The sequence below is a fragment of the Frankia sp. CgJB1 genome, assembly GCF_977947065.1.
In genome coordinates this window covers 1-20,066 of sequence record NZ_CDWTNB010000003.1, presented here as the reverse complement: position 1 = coordinate 20,066, position 20,066 = coordinate 1, and the positions used below count along the sequence as shown (strand labels likewise).

The window sequence follows — 20,066 nt, the reverse complement described above, 5'->3', positions numbered from 1 at the left end:
CGACGTGCTTTCCGGCCGGCAGGCCGCGCAGCTGGTGTCGACCAGGCCGGCCGTGGTCGGCGCGCCGTGCCTGATGACCGCGTGGCGCGGCGTCCCGCCGATCCACTAGTCGGGCCGCGGGCAAACCTGCCATCCGCCGACGCGTCCCTGGCCCGTGAGCTCGATGACCAGGCGCACCGGGCCTGGCCGCCGTTGCGCCAGGTCGAACGGGCCGGGTGGGTGCTGCGCGAGTCCGCCGGATCGTCCCGGCGAGGCAACTCAGTCTGGGCTCGCGGTGACGTGCCCGACCTCGCCGCGGCGCTCGCCACGGTGCGGGATTTCTACACCGCCGCCGGTCTGCCGCCGATCTTCCAGCTGACGCCCTTCTCCCGGCCGACCGGGCTCGGCGCGGTCCTTGACGCCGCCGGGTACGACGACACCGGTCCCACCGACGTCTGCACGGCGCCCCTCGCCGACCTTGTGCGTGGTGCCGACCGGGCACCGGCGGCTGCCGGCTCGGTGGGGGTGACCGTCACCACCACGCCGACGGATGAGTGGCTGGAGGTCGCTGGCCAGGTGCTGACGACATTCAACGTGCAGCGGCCCGGCACGCTCGCGGTGCTCTCGGCGCTGCGGCTGCCCACCATCTACATCACCCTGACCGTGGACGGCGTACCGGCGGCGGTCGGACGCGGCATCGCGGACGACCGTTGGCTGGGTGTCTACAGCATGGCGACCCTGCCTGTGGCCCGTGGCCGGGGCGCGGCCCGCCGGGTCATCGCGGCACTCGCCGAGTGGGCGGCGGGCAGAGGCGCCACTCATGCGTATCTGCAGGTCGAAGAGATCAGCGCGGCGGCGCGGGGCCTGTACGCCGATCTTGGTTTCCGGCCGGTCTACCGCTACGCCTACCGCCGTGCGCCGCTGGGCGCGACGTCCGGTGGAGGTCTCCCATGAGCGGGACCGTCGAGGAACTCCTCGTGCCGGGCGGCCTGATCAGGGTGATGGGCGTCATCAACGTCACGCCGGACTCGTTCTCGGACGGCGGTACCTACCTCGATCCGCTGGAGGCGGTCCGGGCCGGGCTGCGGATGGTCGACGACGGGGCGGATCTCGTCGACGTCGGTGGCGAGTCGACCCGACCGGGCGCGTCCCGGGTCATCGCCGCCGAGGAGATGCGTCGCGTGCTCCCGGTGGTGGCCGAGCTCGCCGCCGCGGGCGTCCGGGTCAGCATCGACACCAGCCGTGCCTCCGTGGCCGCCGCCGCGGTCGACGCCGGGGCAGTGCTCGTCAACGACGTGTCCGGCGGCGCCGATCCCGATCTGCTCGGTCTCGTCGCCGACCGCGGCGTGCACTATGTGCTGATGCATGCGCGGGGGACCAGTGCGGACATGGCGTCCCGGGCGGTGTACCGCGACGTGGTCGCGGAGGTGGTCGCGGAACTCGTGGACCGGCTCGAGGCCGTGCTGGCCGCCGGGATCGCCGAGGATCGGGTCATCCTTGACCCCGGCCTCGGCTTCGCCAAGACCGCCCGGCACAACTGGACGCTTCTGCGCCACATCGACGCCTTCTTCGCGCTCGGCTGGCCGCTGCTGGTCGGCACGTCCCGCAAGTCGTTTCTCGGCTCGGTACTGGCGGGCGCGAACGGCTCGGCCCGGCCGGTCGCAGACCGGGACGACGCCACCCAGGCGACCACCGCGTTGCTGGCCGCGGCCGGGGTGTGGGGCGTGCGGGTGCATGCCGTCCGGCCGGCCGCCGACGCCGTGCGGGTCGTGCGCGCCTGGCGGGACGATGGTGACCGGCCCGGGGACGGACCCGAGGTCGATCCCGGCTGGGCCGTGGACGCCGGCCGGGTGGAAGACCGGGAGGTTCCGTGGGTTCCGCGGTGACGGGTTCCGCGGCGGAGGTCGCCTCCCGACCGAGGGCCACGTCGCTCGACCGGATCACCCTGTCGGGGCTGCGGGCTCGCGGCCACCACGGGGTTCTGGCGGCGGAACGGGATCTTGGCCAGGAGTTCGTCGTCGACGCCACGCTGTGGCTCGACCTCTCCTCGGCAGCGTCCCACGACGACGTGACCCGCACCGTGCACTACGGCGAGCTTGCCGAGACCCTTACCGGGATCGTTACCGGAGAACCCGTGAATCTGATTGAGACCCTCGCCGATCGACTCGTCCGCGCCTGTCTGCGGGACGGTCGGGTGATGCGGGCCGAGGTGACTGTCCACAAGCCCGCGGCCCCGATCGCGGTTCCGTTCGCCGACGTCGCGGTGACGATCGTCCGGAACCGGGTCGACGGCGTCGAGTCGGTGACCGCGCCGGACGCGGCCGCGGGGGTCGCCACCGATGGCGGGTGATCGGATGACCCGGCCGGACCATGCGGTGCTGTCGCTCGGGTCCAACCTCGGTGATCGTCTGGGCCGGCTGTCCGCCGCCGTCCACCGGCTCGACCGCGCGCTGGGGGTGCTCGCCGGCTCACCGGTGTACGAGACGGCACCCGTCGGTGGACCCGAGCAGGACGACTACCTGAACGCCGTCGTCCTGGTGCGTCCGGCGCCCCCGCGTGATCTGCTCGAGGTCGTCCGCGAGGTGGAGGAACGGGCCGCGCGGGTCCGGGCCGTCCGGTGGGGCCCGCGAACGCTCGACGTCGATGTCATCGCGGTCGGTGACCTGCGCAGTGACGACCCTGAGATCCTCGTGCCGCATCCCCGAGCACATCTGCGGGCCTTCGTCTGCGTGCCCTGGCTGGACGTTGATCCCGAGGCGACGCTGCCTGGGCACAGGCGGGTCGCCGATCTGGTCGCCCGGATGGCCGTGGGGAAGCACCCGGCCGGTCTGCGCCGGACCCCGTGGTCGCTGTCGGATCTCGTGGTCGAGGCGGATCTCGTCGTCGAGGCGGATCCCAGGGCCGGTGCCGTCACCGATCCCGCCGTCGGCGGCAGTGATGCCGGAGAGGCGGCCAGGTGAGACCGACCCGGGCGCGTGATCTCATCGCGGTCGCGGTGGCGTTCGGGGCACTCGGGTACCTGCTCCTGTGGTGGGCGTACCGATCGATTCCCACGCTGCCGCGAACGGCGTCGGTGTCGGTTCTCATGATCGGCGCCCTCGAGCTCCAGGTCGCGTCCCTGACCCGCCGCCGGCTGGAGGGACGGCCGGGAACGCGCCCGATCCTCCCGCTCACGGTCGCCCGGCTCGCCGCGTTGGCCAAGGCGAGCTCCGTCGTCGGAGCGGCGCTCGCCGGCCTCTGGGCGGGTGTATTCGGCTACACCATGCCCCGCACGGGGGAGTTCCCGACCGCGGGGGGCGACGCGCTCACCGCGGGTCTCGGGTTGGCCGCGGCGATGGTGCTGCTGACCGGCGGCCTCATCCTCGAACGGGTGTGCCGGGTCAAGAAGCGTTAGCCCGGCCAGCCCTGGTTCTGGGCGGAATGTTCCGATGGAACACCGAAAAGTGGTGCGACCACCGATGGGCTGACTGTGCCGATTCGTGTTGGCAGGGCTACTCTGGGATAGATTGCGATATATGACCGTGGTCGGTGTCGGGATTGTCCTGGACCACCTTCGTAGAGTGGTGATTGTCGGCGTTGTTCATGTCGTCGGTGGATGGTGCGGTGACGTGGCGCCTGGGCGCCGGGGGCGGGAAGGGGCGGGTGGTGGTCGCTGAGGGCAGGAACTCGCACGGTGACACACGCGTGCAGCCGCGACTGAATCACAGTCGGGTGGATCATGATCGGGTAGATCATGGTCGGGTGGGCGGTGGCGCCGATCCCGGCCCACCCGCCGGTCCGGTTCACGACCCGGCGCGGAACTTCTCGGACCCCGTGCGTGACCTCCCCGACAACGCGGCTCGGACCGAGCGGATCCGGTCGGGTCCGGCAGCTGAGGGAACCGCCGTGCCCCGGCGCCGCCAGCCGTCCGAGGGCCGGATCGTCGCGTTCAGCACGCTGGCGACGAGATCCGCCAGGAGGCCCGGGCCGGCGGAACGGCCCGACCACCGCGGCGGTTGGCACGATCCACGCGGCGGTTGGCATGACCCGCGCGGTGCGGGTGTCTCCCCGCCGGGTGGGGCCGATGACCTCCGGCACCGACCCGCGTATTCCTCGTCTCCCCCGGACCCGCGCGCGCCGTCCGGGCTGGACCGGGGATCTCCTCCGGACCCGGACGGCTTCTCCCGGGGAGGCGGTCGGCCGGGTTCCGGGCTACTGGACGAGGTCAGCTTCACCGAGTACCAGCACGCGATCAGGGACGACGACCCACGGACCGCCGGGGAACCCTGGCGCCCCTCGAACCGGATGTCACCGGGCGGTGCCTCCGGCCGGCCACGAGCGGACCCGCTGGGACAGGGCCGGCGGGGGAGCCCTGAAGCCGACGGGCCGGATGTCGGTGACGCCGCCGCCGGTGACGCCGCCGCCGTCCCGGAGCCGGCCCGCCCGCACGGCCGCGTGGCCGCGTGGCCGGTAGCCGAGCCCGTACCCGAGTCCCGGCCGGAGGGGGCCGCCAGCACCGTAACCCGGTACTCAGCGCGATTCAGGCGGCGGTGCTCGCGGCGGTCCTCGTCGTCGGCGTCTCGCTCGGCCGGACACTGGCCCTGCCCGGTGACGCCGGGACGATGTCCCGGGTCGCGGACTGGGGACGGGTGAACCATCTGTCCTTCCTCGTGGACCAGTTCGACCGGCGTCGTTAGGGCCTGGCGTCTTAGAGCCTGGCGTCGTCAGGGCATGCTGCCTGGATCCGCGGCCGTCGGAGCGGCCCGGCGGGGGCATGCCCGGCGGGCGCCGTCGGCGGAGATGGGGCTTCGCGGCTCAGGCCCGCAAAAAGTTCGCAAAGATGGCGTACAACGTAGAGGTTTGCCGACCAGAGAGCGATTGTTGTCATCGTTGCCGTACTTGTCGCTTTATGGCCTCCATTGAGGATGATCGAATCAATGTCCGGGTAACCTGCGGATCCTCGGCCACGCGGACCATCCGGGCCGGCGGAGCAGGAGAAGCGGTCCCGGCGAAATTGGTTGCGCCCAGTTTGCCGAATCCTCTTGCATCCGATGGCCCTGGGCGTGTGAAATCGGTATCGGTAGGTCTGTCGCATTCCGTCGATCTCGCCGCGAAGAGGCCCGTCTCGGGCATCCTGGTCGCCGACGTTCGGCCGAGCGCGCGTCCTGGCCTGCCAAAGCATCCAGGGAGGCCACGTGCGTCCAAGACCCGCACCTTCTCCTGCGGCACCCCTGACCGTGAACAGTGGCGGCCAGGGGCGGGTGAGTCAGGACCGGGCTGGGCAGGGTCATGTCGGCAACGGCCGGGCCGGGCAGCTCCCGGACGCCTCCGATGGACCCGGCCGGCTGCCCACCGAGGCCGAGGCTGCCGCGATCACGGCGGCGGTCTTCGACAGCCCGCTGGTGTCCAGGGTGTCGCCGGATGGTCTGCGCATCACCGGCATCCGCACCTCGACCGGCGCACCCGACTGGGCGTTCGCGGTGTTGTCCCCGCCGGGCGGTACCGATCCGGCGATCGCGGTGCTGCGGTGGGACACCAGCTGCGGATGGGTGCTCGACCAGGTGGGGACGGCTCGGGTCGGGATCGGCGGTGGAGCGGCCGGACGGCACGACGACCTGCCGCGCGGGGCCATCACCCGTCGCCGCGGTGCCGGTGTCCGCCGCGGTTGCGAATCCGGCATCCGCCCAGGTGACGCGGCACGGCCCGGCTGAGCGACGGCGCCCTGCCGGCCTGGCGCCGCGCCAGCTACCGTCGTGAGGGTGTCGATGCCGGCCGCCGAGGCCTCAGGACAGCCCGGGACCCTCGTGGACTGGTTGCGTGCGCTTCCGGATCAGGCGTTGACCCGGCTCTTCCTCCTACGGCCGGACCTGGCGATGCCGCCCCCACCGGACTTCGAGGTGCTTGCGGCCCGCCTGGAGATCCGGGTCAGCGTGGCCCGCGCGTTGGAACGTCTCGACACGGGCGCCTGCGAGCTCCTGGAGGCGTTGACGATCCTTCCCCGGCCGGTGTCCCTGGCGGAGCTGACAAGGTTCTGCGGGCATCCGGAGGTGTCCGAGCCGGTGGGCCGGCTTCGTGACCTCGGGCTCATCTGGGGCGACGACGACGAGCTGCGGGTTACCGGGATGGTCGTCGACCTCCTCGGCGTGCGCCCGCTGGGGCTCGGCCGTCCCGTGCGAGCCTGCCTGACGACGTACCGGCAGTCCCAGCTCGCCCGGCTCCTGACCGCGGCCGGCCTGCCGGTGCCCCGGGGCGCGGCCGACGAGACGGCGACCGGGTTCGCCGTCCGGGAAGCGATGATCGAGGCGTTGAGCGGCGCCTTCGCGGACGCGGATCGGGTCCGGGAGTGGATCGACGCCTGCTCCTCCCGGGCGCGGCAGCTGCTGGACCGGCTGGCCGCGGGTCCGGCACTCGGCGCCACTACGGAGGCGGGCCGGTTGCTGGGGTTGCCCGCGGCCCGGACCCCGGTGGAGGAACTGCTCGCCCGCGGCCTGCTCGTCGGATTGGACGAGGAGACCGTCGAGCTGCCGCGCGAGGTTGGGCTGGTCGTGCGCGGCGAGCATCCGGCCGGGGTCCTGCACCCGCACCCGCCCGCCGTCGAGGGAGAGGTCGTCGGGGTGGCGGCGGCCGACGCCGCGGCGGCCCTGGCGGCGGACACCCTCGTCCGGTGGGTCACCACCCTGCTGGACGCCTGGGGCGCGAGCCCGGTCACCCCGCTGCGCACCGGCGGGTTGAGCGTGCGAGACCTGCGGGCCGCCGCGAAACTGCTCGACGTCGACGAGCGGGCCGCGGCCTTCGTGGTGGAGCTGGCCGCGGCGGCCGGCCTGGTCGACACGACCGCGGGGGTCGACGTCCAGTACGTGCCGACCACGGCCTACGACCGCTGGGGCACCGACCTGGTAGCTGCCCGGTGGGCCGTACTGGTCGAGGGCTGGATGCGCTCGTCGACCGCCGCCTGGCTGGTTGGCGAGCGGGACGAGCGGGGCCGGCAGATCGCTCCCCTGTCGCTGGACGTGCGGCGACCGGCCGCGCAGGACCTGCGTGCCCAGGTCCTGCGGGCGCTGGCCACGGCGCCCGCAGGGGTGGTGCCGACCGCGGAGTCGTTGCGTGCCCTGTTGACCTGGCGAGCGCCGCGGCGCGGCGGAACGCTGCTCGCCGGGATGATCGACGGAACGATTGTCGAGGCCGAGCTGCTTGGGCTGACCGGCCGGGGCGCGCCGAGCACGGTCGGTCGGTTACTCGCCACCCAGCTCGACGCGGAGAACGCCGATCCGGCGCGGAACGCGGGCATGCCGAGCCGATCGGCGGCTGGTGATCCCGCGCTGTGCGCCAGGCTCGCCGACGCGCTCGCGCCGCTGCTGCCCGAGCCGGTCGAGGAGCTGCTGCTGCAGGGGGATCTCACCGCGGTTGCCCCGGGCCCGCTGGTACCCCGGGTGGCTGCGGAGCTGGCGCGGATGGCGGACGTCGAGTCCGCGGGCGCGGCCACCGTCTACCGGTTCTCCGAGGCCTCGCTGCGTCGCGGCCTGGACTCGGGCCTGGTGGCGGAGGACATCCACGCGATGCTCGCCCGCCTCGGTCGAGGCGGGGTGCCGCAGGCCCTCACCTATCTGATCGACGACACCGCCCGGCGGCACGGCCGGTTGCGGGCTGGTCCTGCCGCGAGCTACCTGCGCTGCGAGGACACGGCGCTGCTCGCCGAAGTGGTCGCCAACCGGCGTACCCAGGCGTTGGGGCTGCGCCGGATCGCGCCGACGATCGTCATCTCCCCACTGCCGACCGCGGAGGTGCTCGTCGGCCTGCGCACCGCCGGGTTCGCACCGGTCGCGGAGGCCCCGGACGGGCGGGTGGTGCTGCGCCGGCCCGCCGCCTATCGGACGCCGGCGCGCCCCCGCGTGGCGTCGGTCGACGTGGCCGGCATCCGGATCAACCAGCTGCGCGACGTGGTCCGGCTGGTCCGCCGAGGCGACGACAGCGCACGGGCGGTCCGGGCAGCCGGTGAGGTTCCCGGCATCGAGGTCGGGCTCACCCGGTCCGCGCCGTTGATCCTGGTGCTGCTGCAGGGAGCCGTCCGGGACCGGCGCCGGGTGCTGCTGGGCTACGTCGACCAGCAGGGTGCGCCGAGCGACCGGATCGTGCGGCCCACCGCTGTCGAGGGCGGCTGGCTCACCGCGTGGGACGAACTCAGCGCCGGCCCGCGTCGTTTCGTCCTGCACCGGGTGACCGGCGTCGCCGACATCGACGACGCGTTCGGCGGGCCGCCGGTGGCGGCGGACTGGTCGGCCGCCGCGGAGGATCTCGCCGATCCGCCATGAGCCGGGCGGGCCGGTGCCGGTGTGCCCGCCTGCCTGCGGGACCCGCGGTGGTTTCAGTCGGGCTTCGGCCCCTCTGGATTACCGTGTCGGTGGTCGGCTGTACCGTCGAAGGGCGCCGGTGAACGAGCAGCGCGCCGCCGGTGTGATCGTGCCGGTGCGACGCCGGTGGCTCGCACCGCACCGATTGGTGCAGGGCGGCTCGTGTTGGTAGTTCACTAATGGGTCGATACCCACGGTGGAACCTACGGCGGACGGAAAGGGCGGTGGCGGGTGACGGATGGCCCGTTGATCGTCCAGTCGGACAAGACGTTGCTGCTTGAGGTCGAGCATCCGAGTGCTGCCGAGGCGCGGTCGGCCATCGCTCCGTTCGCCGAGCTCGAACGGTCTCCGGAGCATGTGCACACCTATCGGGTGACGCCGCTGGCGCTGTGGAACGCCCGTGCCGCCGGCCATGACGCTGAGCAGGTTGTCGATGCGCTGGTTCGCTTCTCCCGTTACGCCGTGCCGCACGCCCTGCTTGTCGACATCGCCGACACGATGGATCGCTACGGTCGGCTGCGCCTGGAGAACGACCCGGCCCACGGGCTGGTGTTGCGTGCTCTCGACCGGGTGGTGCTCGTCGAGGTGGCCCGGGCCAAGAAGGTCGTGCCGATGCTCGGCTCCCGCATCGACGACGACACAATCGCCGTGCACCCCTCCGAGCGCGGCCGGCTCAAGCAGGCGCTGCTCAAACTCGGGTGGCCGGCGGAGGATCTCGCCGGTTACGTCGACGGCGAGGCGCACCGGATCGAACTGCGCCAGGACGGCTGGGAGCTGCGCGACTACCAGAAGGGTGCGGTAGCCGGGTTCTGGGAGGGCGGGTCGGGGGTCGTCGTGCTGCCCGCGGGTGCCGGGAAGACCATCGTCGGCGCCGCGGCCATGGCCCAGGCCGGGGCGACCACGCTGATCCTGGTCACGAACACGGTGGCCGGCCGGCAGTGGCGGCACGAGCTGCTGCGCCGCACCTCGCTGACCGAGGAGGAGATCGGCGAGTACTCCGGGGAGCGCAAGGAGATCCGGCCGGTCACCATCGCCACCTACCAGGTGATGACGGCCCGGCGTAAGGGCGAATACCTGCACCTGGAGTTGTTCGGGGCCCGGGACTGGGGTCTGATCGTCTACGACGAGGTGCACCTGCTCCCGGCGCCGGTCTTCCGGATGACCGCCGACATCCAGTCCCGTCGTCGGCTCGGCCTGACCGCGACCCTCGTCCGGGAGGACGGCCGGGAGGGCGACGTCTTCTCGTTGATCGGGCCGAAGCGGTATGACGCCCCGTGGCGGGAGATCGAGGCACAGGGCTGGATCGCGCCGGCGCAGTGCACCGAGGTGCGCGTCACGCTCACCGAGGACGAGCGGATGGCCTACGCCGTCGCCGAGCCGGAGGAGCGGTACCGGATGTGTGCCACCGCCCGCAGCAAGCGGGCGGTGGTGGAACGTCTCGTCCGCCGGCACTCCGATGACCGGGTGCTGGTGATCGGCGCATATCTCGACCAGCTCGACGAGCTCGGGGAGCTGTTGGACGCCCCGGTCATCCAGGGTTCCACCCGTAACCGGGAACGGGAGCGGCTATTCGAGGCGTTCCGGACCGGGGAGATCACCACACTGGTCGTTTCCAAGGTCGCGAATGTCTCCATCGACCTGCCGGAGGCCGGGGTGGCCGTGCAGGTCTCGGGCACGTTCGGTTCCCGCCAGGAGGAGGCCCAGCGGCTCGGTCGGGTGCTGCGCCCCAAGGCCGACGGCCGCACGGCGCACTTCTACACGGTGGTGGCCCGCGACACCCTCGACCAGGAGTACGCGGCACACCGCCAGCGATTCCTCGCCGAGCAGGGCTACGCCTACACCATCGTCGACGCCGACGACGTCCTGGGGTAGCGGTCGGGGTCGCGCCATCACTCCGAGTCGGGCGGGTCGATTAGCTCGGCCGGCTGGATCGCCACCGGAAAGGGCTGAGTGGCGGTGAAGGTCTCCTTCCCGCTGACCGTGCGGGTGGCGAGGTACGCATCGGCGACCAGGTCGTACGCCTCGATGGTGGCGGTGTCCGGGTCGATCAGCCAGCAGGACGGCACGCCGCGTTGCCGGTAGAGATCGAGTTTGAGGGTGCGGTTGTAGCGCCGGGTGCTGGCGTCGGCCACTTCGATGACGAGGGACGGGGTGCCCCGGAGCCGACGGCCGGTGTCACCGCTCGCCGCTACCACGACATCCGGCACGAGCAGACTGCGGGGGGACAGCTCCACCCCGATCCCGGCCGGCAGGATCTGAGCTCCGGAGGAGGCCGTGCCCGCCAGGATCCGGACCAGGCGCGCCGTGACGCGGGCCCGCAGCGGTGTCGGCCATGGTCGCAGGACGCACAAGCCGTCCAGGAGTTCGAACCGAGCGTCATCATGTCCGCCTGTGTCGAGATCTTCCACGGTGACCGGGGGAGTGGGAACGGTCATCGAGGGGCGATGGGAGCGCGGCTGTGCGGGGGCCTGAACCACGAGGGCTATCGTGCCTGTCGCCGTGGCCGCTGTCTAAAGCTGGCATGCGTTAATTGTCCGTGTCGCGGTAAAAGGTCGAAGTCTAACGAAGGTGACCTTCGAATTGTTCAAAAGGAGTGACATAAAGCTCTTGTCTCTTGGATTACCCGCTGGTAATTTGATCGCCGTCGATGGCGGCCGAGAAGAGCGTTCTTGGAAAGATCGCCTTTGGGAGTGCCTTCCGGCGTTCGCTCCGTCCCGAGCGGCGCCCGCTCCCACGCCGGAGAGCTCGCCCTCGCGGAACCTCCCGTCCGCGGGGGCGAGCCTTGCCCCGCACGGGGCCTTCGGCGCAGTGCGGGGACCCCTGGCATCAGGGTGGAGGCGGGGTTTCCGTCAGCTCGCCTTCGGCGAGCTTCCTGGGGTAGCCGTCGGAGCCTCGGCTGTGATGCACGGGCGAACGCACGAGGGCGGCCCCGGGAGAACCGGAGCCGCCCTCGGCCAGACGGTGGTGCAGGGTACAGCAGGTGACGAATTGGACTAGAAGTCCATGTCGCCGCCGCCGCCCGGGACTGCCGGGGCCGGGTTCTTCTCCGGCTTGTCAGCGATGACGGCCTCGGTGGTGAGGAACAGGCCGGCGATCGACGCGGCGTTCTGCAGGGCGGAGCGGGTGACCTTGGCCGGGTCGATGATGCCGGTGCCGATCAGGTCGACGTACTCGCCGGTGGCCGCGTTCAGGCCGTGGCCGGTCGGCAGGTTGCGGACCTTCTCGACCACGACGCCGCCCTCGAGACCGCTGTTGAAGGCGATCTGCTTGATGGGCGCCTCGAGCGCGAGCCGGACGATGTTGGCACCGGTCGCCTCGTCGCCGGACAGGTCCAGCTTCTCGAAGGCGGTGATCGACGCCTGGAGCAGCGCGACGCCACCACCGGCGACGATGCCCTCCTCGACGGCGGCCTTCGCGTTGGACACCGCGTCCTCGATGCGGTGCTTCTTCTCCTTGAGCTCGACCTCGGTGGCCGCGCCGACCTTGATGACGGCGACGCCGCCAGCCAGCTTCGCGAGCCGCTCCTGGAGCTTCTCGCGGTCGTAGTCCGAGTCCGACTTCTCGATCTCGTTGCGGATCTGGCTGACCCGACCGGCGATCTGGTCGGGGTCGCCGGCACCCTCGACGACGGTCGTCTCGTCCTTGGTGACAACGATCTTCCGGGCACGGCCGAGCAGGTCGAGCGAGGTGCTCTCGAGCTTGAGGCCGACGTCCTCGGAGATGACCTGACCACCGGTCAGGATGGCGATGTCGCCCAGGATCGCCTTGCGGCGGTCACCGAAGCCGGGGGCCTTCACCGCGACGCTCTTGAAGGTGCCGCGGATCTTGTTGACGACCAGGGTGGCCAGCGCCTCGCCCTCGACATCCTCAGCGATGATCGCCAGCGGCTTGCCGGTCTGCATGACCTTCTCCAGTAGCGGGAGCAGGTCCTTGACCGCGGAGATCTTGCTGTTGACGATCAGGATGTACGGGTCGTCCAGGACGGCTTCCTGACGGTCCGCGTCCGTGACGAAGTACGGCGAGATGTAGCCTTTGTCGAAGCGCATACCCTCGGTGAGCTCGAGCTCGAGGCCGAAGGTGTTGCTCTCCTCGACGGTGACGACGCCTTCCTTGCCGACCTTGTCCAGCGCCTCGGCGATGAGGCCGCCGATGGCCGAGTCACCCGCGGAGATGGACGCCGTGGAGGCGATCTGCTCCTTGGTCTCGACCTCCTTGGCCTGCTTGGACAGCTCCTCGGAGACGCGCTCGACCGCGACCTCGATGCCCTTCTTCAGCCCGAGGGGGTTGGCGCCGGCGGCCACGTTGCGCAGACCCTCGCGCACCAGGGCCTGGGCCAGGATGGTGGCGGTGGTGGTGCCGTCACCCGCGACGTCGTTGGTCTTCTTCGCGACTTCCTTGACGAGTTCCGCGCCGATCTTCTCGTACGGGTCCTCGAGCTCGATCTCCTTGGCGATGCTCACACCGTCGTTGGTGATCGTGGGTACGCCCCACTTCTTCTCCAGCACGACGTTGCGGCCCTTCGGCCCGAGCGTGACCTTGACCGCATCGGCCAGCTGGTTCATGCCGCGCTCCAGGCCGCGCCGAGCCTCCTCGTCGAAGGCAATGATCTTCGGCATGGTTTCTGGGTCCTCCCAGTGGGATGGCAGGTTCGATGGCCTGGCCCTAACGACGCCCGCGACGGACGGCTCCCGCCTGCTCCGGACCCGGGTGATGCACCTCGGACACAGCGCGGATCGGGCAGCCTCGCCGTTTCAGCCTTGGCACTCCCTAGACGAGAGTGCCAGCTCTTGTTTAGCACTCGGCACGAGTGAGTGCAAGCTGACCCATGGTTCCGCGTGCCCGGCTCCGATCCCCCCGCGGCGCCTCGCCGTCGTCCGTGGCTCTTCCGTTGGTCCGGCGTGGTCCACGAAGTTCGTCGAATGCGCTGTGCCGGGCTGTGCTGCGCCCGAGTCAGTCGTCGCCGAGGCCGGCGGCCTCGAAGGCGCGCAGCGACGGCTTGATCGTCGCGGTCGGTCCGCCCGTCTCGACGAGGGGGTCAAGCGTCTTCAGCCCGTCGCCGGTGTTGTAGAGGATGGTCTCGGCGGCCGGGTCGAGCAGCCCCTCGCGCAGCAGCCTGCGCAGAGTGGCCACGGTGACGCCACCGGCCGTCTCGCCGAAGACGCCTTCGGTGCGGGCGAGCAGCCGGATCCCGTCGATGATCTCCTCGTCGGTCACGTCCGTGATCGCCCCGCCGGTCCGCCGAGCCACGTCGAGGGCGTAGGGGCCGTCGGCCGGGTTGCCGATCGACAGCGACTTGGCGATTGTGGTGGGCCGGACCGGGGCGACGGTCTCGACGCCGCGGGCGAACGCGGCGGCCACCGGGTTGCAGCCGGCCGCCTGCGCACCGAACACCCTGTACGGCGCCGGCTCGACCAGGCCGAGCCGGCCGAGCTCACCGAAGGCCTTGTCGATCTTTGTCAGTAGCGAGCCGGAGGCGATCGGCACGACGACCTGCTCGGGCAGCCGCCAGCCGAGCTGCTCGGCGACCTCGTAGCCGAGCGTCTTGGACCCCTCGGCGTAGAAGGGGCGGACGTTGACGTTGACGAACGCCCACTCGTACTCCCCGGCCAGTTCGCTGCACAACCGGTTCACGTCGTCGTAGTTGCCCTGGATGGCGACCAGCGTCCCGCCGTACACCCCGGTGGAGACCGTCTTGCCGGCCTCGAGGTCGTGCGGTACGAGCACCACCGAGCGCAGCCCGGCACCGGCCGCATGCGCCGCCACCGACTGCGCGAGGTTGCCCGTCGAGGCGCAGGCGACCGTGGTGAAGCCCAGCTCGCGGGCGGCGGTGAGCGCCACGGAGACGACCCGGTCCTTGAAAGAATGGGTGGGGTTGGCGCTGTCGTCCTTGATATAGAGCGTCTTCATCCCCAGCTCCGCGGCGAGCCGCGGGGCCGGGCGCAGCGGCGTCCAGCCGGCCCCGAGGGAGACCCGCCGCGCCGGGTCATGCCCGGCGGGCAGCAGCCCGACATAACGCCACAGGTTCGCCGGACCGCGTTCGATGGACTCTCGGGTCACTCGAGCCAGCAGGTCCGGGTCGTAGGCGATTTCCAGGGGAGCGAAGCATTCCACGCACACATGCGTAGGGGACAGCGGGTAGGTGGCGCCGCAGTGCCGACAGGACAGCGAGACCGCGGGGTTCGCGACGTCGAGGGCGGGACCGGTGGCACGCTCGGGCGCGAGTGTCATGAAGAAGCTCCTCATCTTTCCCGGGGCAGTCTGCCACCAGGACGGAATTAGCACCTGCCGCGCACGGGATGCGGGTGGTTGCCGGGGCTTCGCTGGGCCGTTCCCTCTGCCCCTCTGGATGAGCCAGATGAAGTTGTCTGTCCGTACTGTAGACCGTAGACCGTGCGCGGGTGGTCGTGCACCGGTGTTGCCTCTGGTTGTGGACATGATATGGGTCGGTCGGAGGTTTCTCGGTGTGGTCTCACCGGTGCGGGCGGGTCCTGCCCGCTCGCACCGGCCGCGCGCGCCCCCATGCCCGGAGATCGACCCGATCACGCCAGAGCCAGGGAGTCTGTAACAGTGAGTATCCGCGTCGTCTATACCGATCTTGACGGCACGATGGTCGGTCCCAAGGGTTGTTTCTTCCGGGCGGAGGGGGGAGCGATCACCCTGGAGCCGGCTCGTGCGCTCGCCGAGCTGCACGGCGCCGGCGTTGCGCTGGTCCTGGTCAGCGGGCGTACCCGTCCGCAGCTTCTCGAGGCCGTGGCGATCTTCGGCGCGGACGGGTTCATCGGGGAGCTCGGCGCGATCGTCGGCTGGAACGAGGGGCGCGACAGCGAGATCCTGCGCGGCGCGATGCCGCCCGACTTCGACCAGGTACCGGAGTACCTGCTCGACCGGATGGTCGAGCGCTACCCCGGGCGGCTGGAGCTGCACACCCCCTCGCACTCCGGCCGGGAGGTCGACGTCATGCTTCGCGGGAAGATCGAGGTGTCGGAGGTCGACGGCTGGCTCGCCGAGACCGGGTTCCCCTGGTTGAGCATGCGCGACAACGGGCTGATCTCGCCGGTCCACATGCCTGATCTCGGAGTGAATCCGCATGTCTACCATCTGGTCCCGGACGGTGTGGGCAAGGGGGACGCGGTCGCCTACGACCTCAAGCGGCGCGGGGTGTCACCGGCCGAGGCGATCGCCATCGGCGATTCCGCCAGCGACCTGGCCATGGCTCCCCATGTCGGGCGGATGCACCTGGTCGCGAACGCGGTGCGGCACCCGGACATCGCCGCCTTGCTGGCGCGGTACGACAACGTCACGGTCGAGGCGGGCCCGGTCGGCGCCGGCTGGGCCAGCGCGGTGCGAGCGGCCGTCGCCGCCTGAACGCGGTCCGCCTGAACGCCGTCCGCGCGTCGACGTTCGGCACCGGCAGGGCAGACCGGACGGTCACCGGTCGGCGGCGAGGGCGTGCAGCTGGTCGGTGAACCAGAGCTGGGGCGGCAGCCGCCCGGCGACGGCGGCCAGCTCCTCGGCGCGCCGGCGCCGCTCGGGGGCGGGCATCGTCAGGGCGGTGTGCAGAGCCCGCGCGGTCGCCTGGATGTCGAACGGGTTGACGACCAGCGCCGCCGTGCCCATCTCCGCGCAGGCTCCGGCCTCCCGGGAGAGCACGAGGAGGCATCCCTGATCGAGACGATCGGCCCCTCCTTGGCGACGAGGTTCATGCCGTCCCGGATCGGGTTGACGACGAGCACCTCCGCGAGCGAGAGGGCCGCGATCGACCGGGGGCAGTCGTCGGTGATCTCCAGCCGCAGCGGCAGCCAGGTGTCCGTGGCGAACTCGTCCTCGATCTCCGCGGCTAGGCGTTGCACCGCGGCGGTGTATTCCCGGTACTCCGGCAGATCGTGCCGTGACGGGTAGGCGCAGACCAGGTGCATCACCTTGCCGCGCCATTCCGGACGGGTGCGCAGCAGCTCCCGGTAGGCGTCGAGACCGCGGACGATGTTCTTGGACAGCTCGGTGCGGTCGACCCGGACGATGAGCCGCCGCCCGCTGGCCAGGTCGACCAGCTCGGCGGCCCGGGCGGCCACGTCGGTGGCGGCGGCCCGGCCGTGCAGCTCGTCCGCGTTGACGCCGAGCGGATGTACCCCGATCCGCACCGTCCGGTGCCGCCCGGCTTCCCGTCCCGGCCCGGCCGTCCCGACGGTCACCGCCCGCCGCTCGATCCGCAGTCCGAGGAGGTCGCGGCAGCATTCCTGGAACGCGTCGGCCCAGGCGTCGGTGAGGAACCCGAGCCGGTCGGCGCCGAGCATGCCGCGCAGGATCTGTTCGCTGACGTCGTCCGGGAGTATCCGGAAGTACTCCGGCGGTGCCCAGGGAGTGTGGCTGAAGTGGGCGATCCGCAGGTCCGCCCGCAGCGCCCGCAGCCGGGCGGCGACCAGGGTCAGGTGGTAGTCCTGGATCAGCACCGAGGCGCCCGGGGCGGCCTCGTGCGCGAGGGCCTGGGCGAACATCTCGTTGTAGGTCTCGTACGCTTCCCAGTCGCGGCGGAACGCCGGGCCGAAGACCGGCTGCGACGCCGGCGCGTAGAGCAGGTGGTGGATGAACCAGAGCGTGCGGTTCGCGACTGCGTTGTAGGCGCGGTCAAAGACGACCTGGTCGACGTCGAGCATCCGGACGGCGGCGCCGCCGGTGTCGTGGCCGGCGAGATCGAGGCGGCCGGCGGGCGCGGAACGCGCTGCCCGGCGATCGGCGTCACTGAGGGCGGCACACACCCACGCCATCGGACCGTCACAGTCGTCGGCCGCCACCCGGCTGAGGCCACTGACGAGGCCGCCGGCGCCCCGCCGGATCCGCAGCTTCCCGTCGTCCCCGACGGCGAACGCCACCGGCCCCCGGTTGGAGGCGACCAGCACCCGCGCGGTGCCAGTCGGCCACAGCCGCGGCAGGGTGTCTTCCTCGGCTCCCGGCATCCGACGCACACTGCGGAGAGTAGGCCATCCGCTCAGCCCTGTACGCCGGTCCATCAAGATCGTCTTGTCTGGCGGTGGAGGCTCACGAATCGGCGACAGATGTCTCACGGAAATGCCGTTGGCTTAGGGATGCCGGTGGGGTGAGCCCCGGGGGGCGGGCTGAGCGCGCCCTATGGGGATGAGCGAAGAGGGCACGAGCGGTCAGCCGCTGAGCCGCTCGACCAGCACCTCCAGCAGGGCGACCATCCCGGCGGGCCCGCCCACGACCAGGTCGGCGCGTTCGCGGATCACGTCCGGGACCTCCGGGCTGTCGCTGCACACGGTGATACCGGGCAGCCCGCCCGCCCGTAGCTCGTCGACGGCCTCGAATGCCGGCAGATCGCCGTAGTCGTCCCCGGCGACCAGCACCGAGCGCGCCTGGCGGGCCGCGATGAGCTCGCGCAGCGCACCGCCCTTGTCGTGCCCGGGCGGACGCAGTTCCAGCACTCGCTTGCCCGGCGCCGCCTCCAGCCCATGGTCTTCAGCTAGGGCCGTCAACGCCGGCGTGAGCGCGGCGAGCGCCGAGTCCGGATCGGCGGTGCGCCGCACGTGTACCACCAGCGCCTGGTGCTTGTCCTCGACGGCGGTGCCGACCGGGGCGTCGCGGAGCAGTTCGGGCAGCGCCGCGCGGACCGCGGCGACCCCGGGCAGCGGCTCGGGACTGCTGATCGCGCGGCTGCCCGAGTCCCAGTGCTGCAGTCCGTACTGGCCAAGGATGATCAGGTTCCCGAAGTCGGGGATCTTCTCCAGCCCGGTCAGTTCCAGCAGCGAGTCCACCGACCGTCCGGTGATGACGGCGAGGGTGCCGACCTCATGGGAGATCCGGCGCAGCGCCTCCATCGCCCCCGGCGCCGGGACGGCGTCCGACGGCCGCGGGACGATCGGAGCGAGGGTGCCGTCGTAGTCGAGGGCGATCAGGGCGCGTTCGGGCGCGGTGAGCAGGGCGGCGAGTCCAGCGCCCCCGGCGGGTGTGCGGGGGGCGGGTGGGCTGTGTGGCGCGGATTCGGTCACTGGGCCTTCCTCGGTCACGGGGCGAGGTGGTCGGGCGCCGGTGAGGAGCGTGGCGCGGCGGTCAAGTGATCATTTTTCCGGGCGGGCGGGGAAGTCGCGGGTGATCATCAGGATCAGTGCGTCGGTGGAGACGATTCTGGTCTTCGACTGGGGCACGATGCTCTCGATGCCCGGCATCGCCTCCTTCAGGGCTCGGGCGGCGTCGGCGTCGTAGAAGACCGTCGTCACCGGGACGTTGTAGATCGACTGGTAGTTGCCCACCCGCTCGACCCGGAACCCGGCCGACTCGACCTGCTTGGCGGCCACCTCGGCGAGCCCGGCGACCCGCGAGTTGTTCAGGACGACCACCGGGGCCGTGGCCTTCGGTCCCGGCGGGGCCGGCGGCTTCGTCGCGGTGGACGCGGACGGCGCCGGCGTCGGTTCCAGGGACGCCGGCGCTGTCTTCGTGGCCCCCGGGCCGGGGGCCGGGGACGTGGCCGCCGCGCGGTGCGGCGATGGGGCCGGAGTGGTCCGGCCGCCGCCGGCTTGGTCCGTGCCCGGCTGCGCCGAGTGCGTCGGGGCCGCGACCTGGGTGGTGGAGCCGTCCGCGTCGGACGGGCCGTTCAGCAGATTGACCACCAGGATGCCCGCGAGTACGGCGAGAACCGCGACGACGCCCGCGCCGAGGGTGTGGAGCCGGTCCGGGCGCCGCCGGTGGGGACGCCGCGGCGGTGCGTTCGTGGCAGGTGTCATGCGTGGTCTTACCCCTCGGCCCGGTCACGTCGGCCGGATCGGGCCGCCCGACGTTGCTCCCGCAGCCGGCGCAGCCGGCGGACCAGCATCGGATCGGCTATCAGCGCGGCTTCCGAATCGATCACCCGGTTTAACAATTGGTAGTAGCGTGTTGATGACAGCCCGAACTCGGCCCGGATCGCCTCCTCCTTGGCTCCCGGGTGACGCCACCAACCCTGCTCGAAGCGCAACATGCGACGGTCGCGATCGGACAGTTCGTTGGGTGGGACGTCCGCCCGCGCTGGTTTCTCGGGCGCTGGTTTCTCGGGCGGCAGGCTCTCGGGCGGTAGAGGGTGTGCTGCCTCCACAGCGGGACCTCCTCGGGACGCATCCGGGACGATGGGCGCGATAGTGCGCCGACGTACCACGCCCGGTATGGTGCGCCGCCCACTATTTCACCCCGTGGGTCCGACATCCTCGGCGTCTCTGGCAACACACGTTCCGCCCGCGGTCCGGCCGCCCGACGCGGATCTGATGAGACGCTCGCGGGAGGCTCCCACCTGGTCCTGGCCAGGTCAGAGTTCCGGCCAGGTCAGAGCGCCCCGATTGGCTGTCATTGGCACCGATTGGCACCGATTGGCCTCCGGGCAGGCGGGGCACGCCGTGTGGTGACCTACTCTTGGCCGGTGAGCCGGCGCTTCACCCGCACCACCGAGGACTTCGTCTGCCTGGTCTGCGGGACGGCCGTGCGTGGTGACGGGTACACCAACCACTGCCCGTCCTGTCTGTCGTCGCGGCACGTCGACGTCAACCCCGGCGATCGGGCGGCGCGGTGCGGCGGTGTGATGCGGCCGGTCGCGGTGGAGAGCCGTACGCACGATCTGGTCATCACGCACGTCTGCGAGCGGTGCGGGCATCGGCGCCGCAACCGGTCCGCTCCGGCGGACGATCGCGACACGCTGCTGGCGGTCGCCGCCGCGGTCGCGCAGGCGGCGACGGCCCCAGGGCTGCCGGCCCCAGGGCTGCCGGCCCCAGGGCTGCCGGGCCC

The 20,066-nt window shown here is 71.6% G+C and carries 17 protein-coding genes, 1 pseudogene and 1 riboswitch; of the genes and pseudogenes, 11 read left to right on the top strand and 7 right to left on the bottom strand.

Annotation, left to right across the window (positions count from 1 at the left end; genetic code table 11):
• Positions 1–66: 66 nt before the first annotated feature.
• The 9 genes from AC08OT_RS00830 (at position 67) to AC08OT_RS00790 (ending at position 10,178) form a co-directional block, all read left to right on the top strand.
• Positions 67–933 carry a GNAT family N-acetyltransferase gene (locus AC08OT_RS00830; RefSeq protein WP_476593698.1) on the top strand — a complete coding sequence of 289 codons (867 nt, stop codon included), beginning with the start codon at positions 67–69 and terminating at the stop codon, positions 931–933.
• A complete protein-coding gene (gene folP / locus AC08OT_RS00825) occupies positions 930–1,865 on the top strand; it encodes a dihydropteroate synthase (protein WP_476593697.1) in 936 nt (311 codons plus the stop codon). Before AC08OT_RS00830 ends, folP begins: the two co-directional genes overlap by 4 nt.
• Positions 1,862–2,329: a dihydroneopterin aldolase gene (gene folB, locus AC08OT_RS00820; protein ID WP_476593696.1), complete on the top strand. Its 468-nt coding sequence runs from the start codon at positions 1,862–1,864 to the stop codon at positions 2,327–2,329. The genes folP and folB overlap by 4 nt, the downstream gene beginning before the upstream one ends.
• A 4-nt stretch (positions 2,330–2,333) precedes the next feature.
• Positions 2,334–2,939, top strand: coding sequence for a 2-amino-4-hydroxy-6-hydroxymethyldihydropteridine diphosphokinase (gene folK, locus AC08OT_RS00815; RefSeq protein WP_476595091.1), 606 nt, complete (start codon positions 2,334–2,336; stop codon positions 2,937–2,939).
• Positions 2,936–3,373 (top strand): DUF3180 domain-containing protein, encoded by a 438-nt coding sequence (locus tag AC08OT_RS00810; RefSeq protein WP_476593694.1) that lies wholly within the window; start codon positions 2,936–2,938, stop codon positions 3,371–3,373. Before folK ends, AC08OT_RS00810 begins: the two co-directional genes overlap by 4 nt.
• Positions 3,374–4,421: 1,048 nt before the next feature.
• Positions 4,422–4,655: a hypothetical protein gene (locus AC08OT_RS00805; RefSeq protein WP_476594445.1), complete on the top strand. Its 234-nt coding sequence runs from the start codon at positions 4,422–4,424 to the stop codon at positions 4,653–4,655.
• A gap of 498 nt (positions 4,656–5,153) precedes the next feature.
• Positions 5,154–5,669, top strand: a complete 516-nt coding sequence (locus AC08OT_RS00800; RefSeq protein WP_476594446.1) for a hypothetical protein — start codon at positions 5,154–5,156, stop codon at positions 5,667–5,669.
• Between the two features lie 54 nt (positions 5,670–5,723).
• A complete protein-coding gene (locus AC08OT_RS00795) occupies positions 5,724–8,267 on the top strand; it encodes a helicase-associated domain-containing protein (RefSeq protein WP_476594447.1) in 2,544 nt (847 codons plus the stop codon).
• Positions 8,268–8,537: 270 nt separating this feature from the next.
• On the top strand, positions 8,538–10,178 hold the full coding sequence (locus AC08OT_RS00790; protein WP_462186148.1) for a DNA repair helicase XPB: 1,641 nt from the start codon (positions 8,538–8,540) through the stop codon (positions 10,176–10,178).
• A gap of 17 nt (positions 10,179–10,195) precedes the next feature.
• Here AC08OT_RS00790 and AC08OT_RS00785 read toward each other — a convergent pair whose 3' ends face one another.
• The 3 genes from AC08OT_RS00785 to thrC form a co-directional block, all read right to left on the bottom strand.
• A complete protein-coding gene (locus AC08OT_RS00785; RefSeq protein ID WP_476593857.1) occupies positions 10,196–10,741 on the bottom strand; it encodes a Uma2 family endonuclease in 546 nt (181 codons plus the stop codon).
• A 558-nt stretch (positions 10,742–11,299) separates the two neighbouring features.
• Positions 11,300–12,922, bottom strand: a complete 1,623-nt coding sequence (gene groL, locus AC08OT_RS00780) for a chaperonin GroEL (RefSeq protein ID WP_476593858.1) — start codon at positions 12,920–12,922, stop codon at positions 11,300–11,302.
• 334 nt (positions 12,923–13,256) lie between these two features.
• Positions 13,257–14,534, bottom strand: a complete 1,278-nt coding sequence (gene thrC / locus AC08OT_RS00775) for a threonine synthase (protein WP_476593859.1) — start codon at positions 14,532–14,534, stop codon at positions 13,257–13,259.
• A gap of 8 nt (positions 14,535–14,542) precedes the next feature.
• Positions 14,543–14,659, bottom strand: a riboswitch (SAM riboswitch).
• A 214-nt stretch (positions 14,660–14,873) separates the two neighbouring features.
• Here thrC and AC08OT_RS00770 point away from each other — a divergent pair.
• A complete protein-coding gene (locus AC08OT_RS00770; RefSeq protein WP_476602460.1) occupies positions 14,874–15,671 on the top strand; it encodes an HAD family hydrolase in 798 nt (265 codons plus the stop codon).
• A gap of 63 nt (positions 15,672–15,734) precedes the next feature.
• On the opposite strand, the pseudogene AC08OT_RS00765 reads toward AC08OT_RS00770, so the two are convergent.
• The 4 genes and pseudogenes from AC08OT_RS00765 to AC08OT_RS00750 form a co-directional block, all read right to left on the bottom strand.
• Positions 15,735–17,257: pseudogene (locus AC08OT_RS00765) on the bottom strand (alpha,alpha-trehalose-phosphate synthase (UDP-forming)).
• A gap of 201 nt (positions 17,258–17,458) precedes the next feature.
• Positions 17,459–18,307 (bottom strand): trehalose-phosphatase, encoded by an 849-nt coding sequence (gene otsB / locus AC08OT_RS00760; protein ID WP_476602459.1) that lies wholly within the window; start codon positions 18,305–18,307, stop codon positions 17,459–17,461.
• Positions 18,308–18,376: 69 nt separating this feature from the next.
• On the bottom strand, positions 18,377–19,039 hold the full coding sequence (locus AC08OT_RS00755; protein ID WP_476595087.1) for a LytR C-terminal domain-containing protein: 663 nt from the start codon (positions 19,037–19,039) through the stop codon (positions 18,377–18,379).
• Between the two features lie 8 nt (positions 19,040–19,047).
• Positions 19,048–19,386: a DUF3263 domain-containing protein gene (locus AC08OT_RS00750; RefSeq protein WP_476594540.1), complete on the bottom strand. Its 339-nt coding sequence runs from the start codon at positions 19,384–19,386 to the stop codon at positions 19,048–19,050.
• 318 nt (positions 19,387–19,704) lie between these two features.
• On the opposite strand from AC08OT_RS00750, the gene AC08OT_RS00745 reads away from it, so the two are divergent.
• Positions 19,705–20,066, top strand: a 362-nt coding sequence (locus tag AC08OT_RS00745) for an RNHCP domain-containing protein (protein WP_476602458.1), incomplete at its 3' end; no start/stop codon positions are given.

Coding starts and splice junctions, on each gene's coding strand:
- folP (WP_476593697.1), top strand. CDS start 930: ATGAGCGGGACCGTCGAGGAACTCCTCGTGCCGGGCGGCCTGATCAGG.
- folK (WP_476595091.1), top strand. CDS start 2,334: ATGACCCGGCCGGACCATGCGGTGCTGTCGCTCGGGTCCAACCTCGGT.
- AC08OT_RS00795 (WP_476594447.1), top strand. CDS start 5,724: ATGCCGGCCGCCGAGGCCTCAGGACAGCCCGGGACCCTCGTGGACTGG.
- AC08OT_RS00785 (WP_476593857.1), bottom strand. CDS start 10,741: ATGACCGTTCCCACTCCCCCGGTCACCGTGGAAGATCTCGACACAGGC.
- groL (WP_476593858.1), bottom strand. CDS start 12,922: ATGCCGAAGATCATTGCCTTCGACGAGGAGGCTCGGCGCGGCCTGGAG.
- thrC (WP_476593859.1), bottom strand. CDS start 14,534: ATGACACTCGCGCCCGAGCGTGCCACCGGTCCCGCCCTCGACGTCGCG.
- AC08OT_RS00755 (WP_476595087.1), bottom strand. CDS start 19,039: ATGACACCTGCCACGAACGCACCGCCGCGGCGTCCCCACCGGCGGCGC.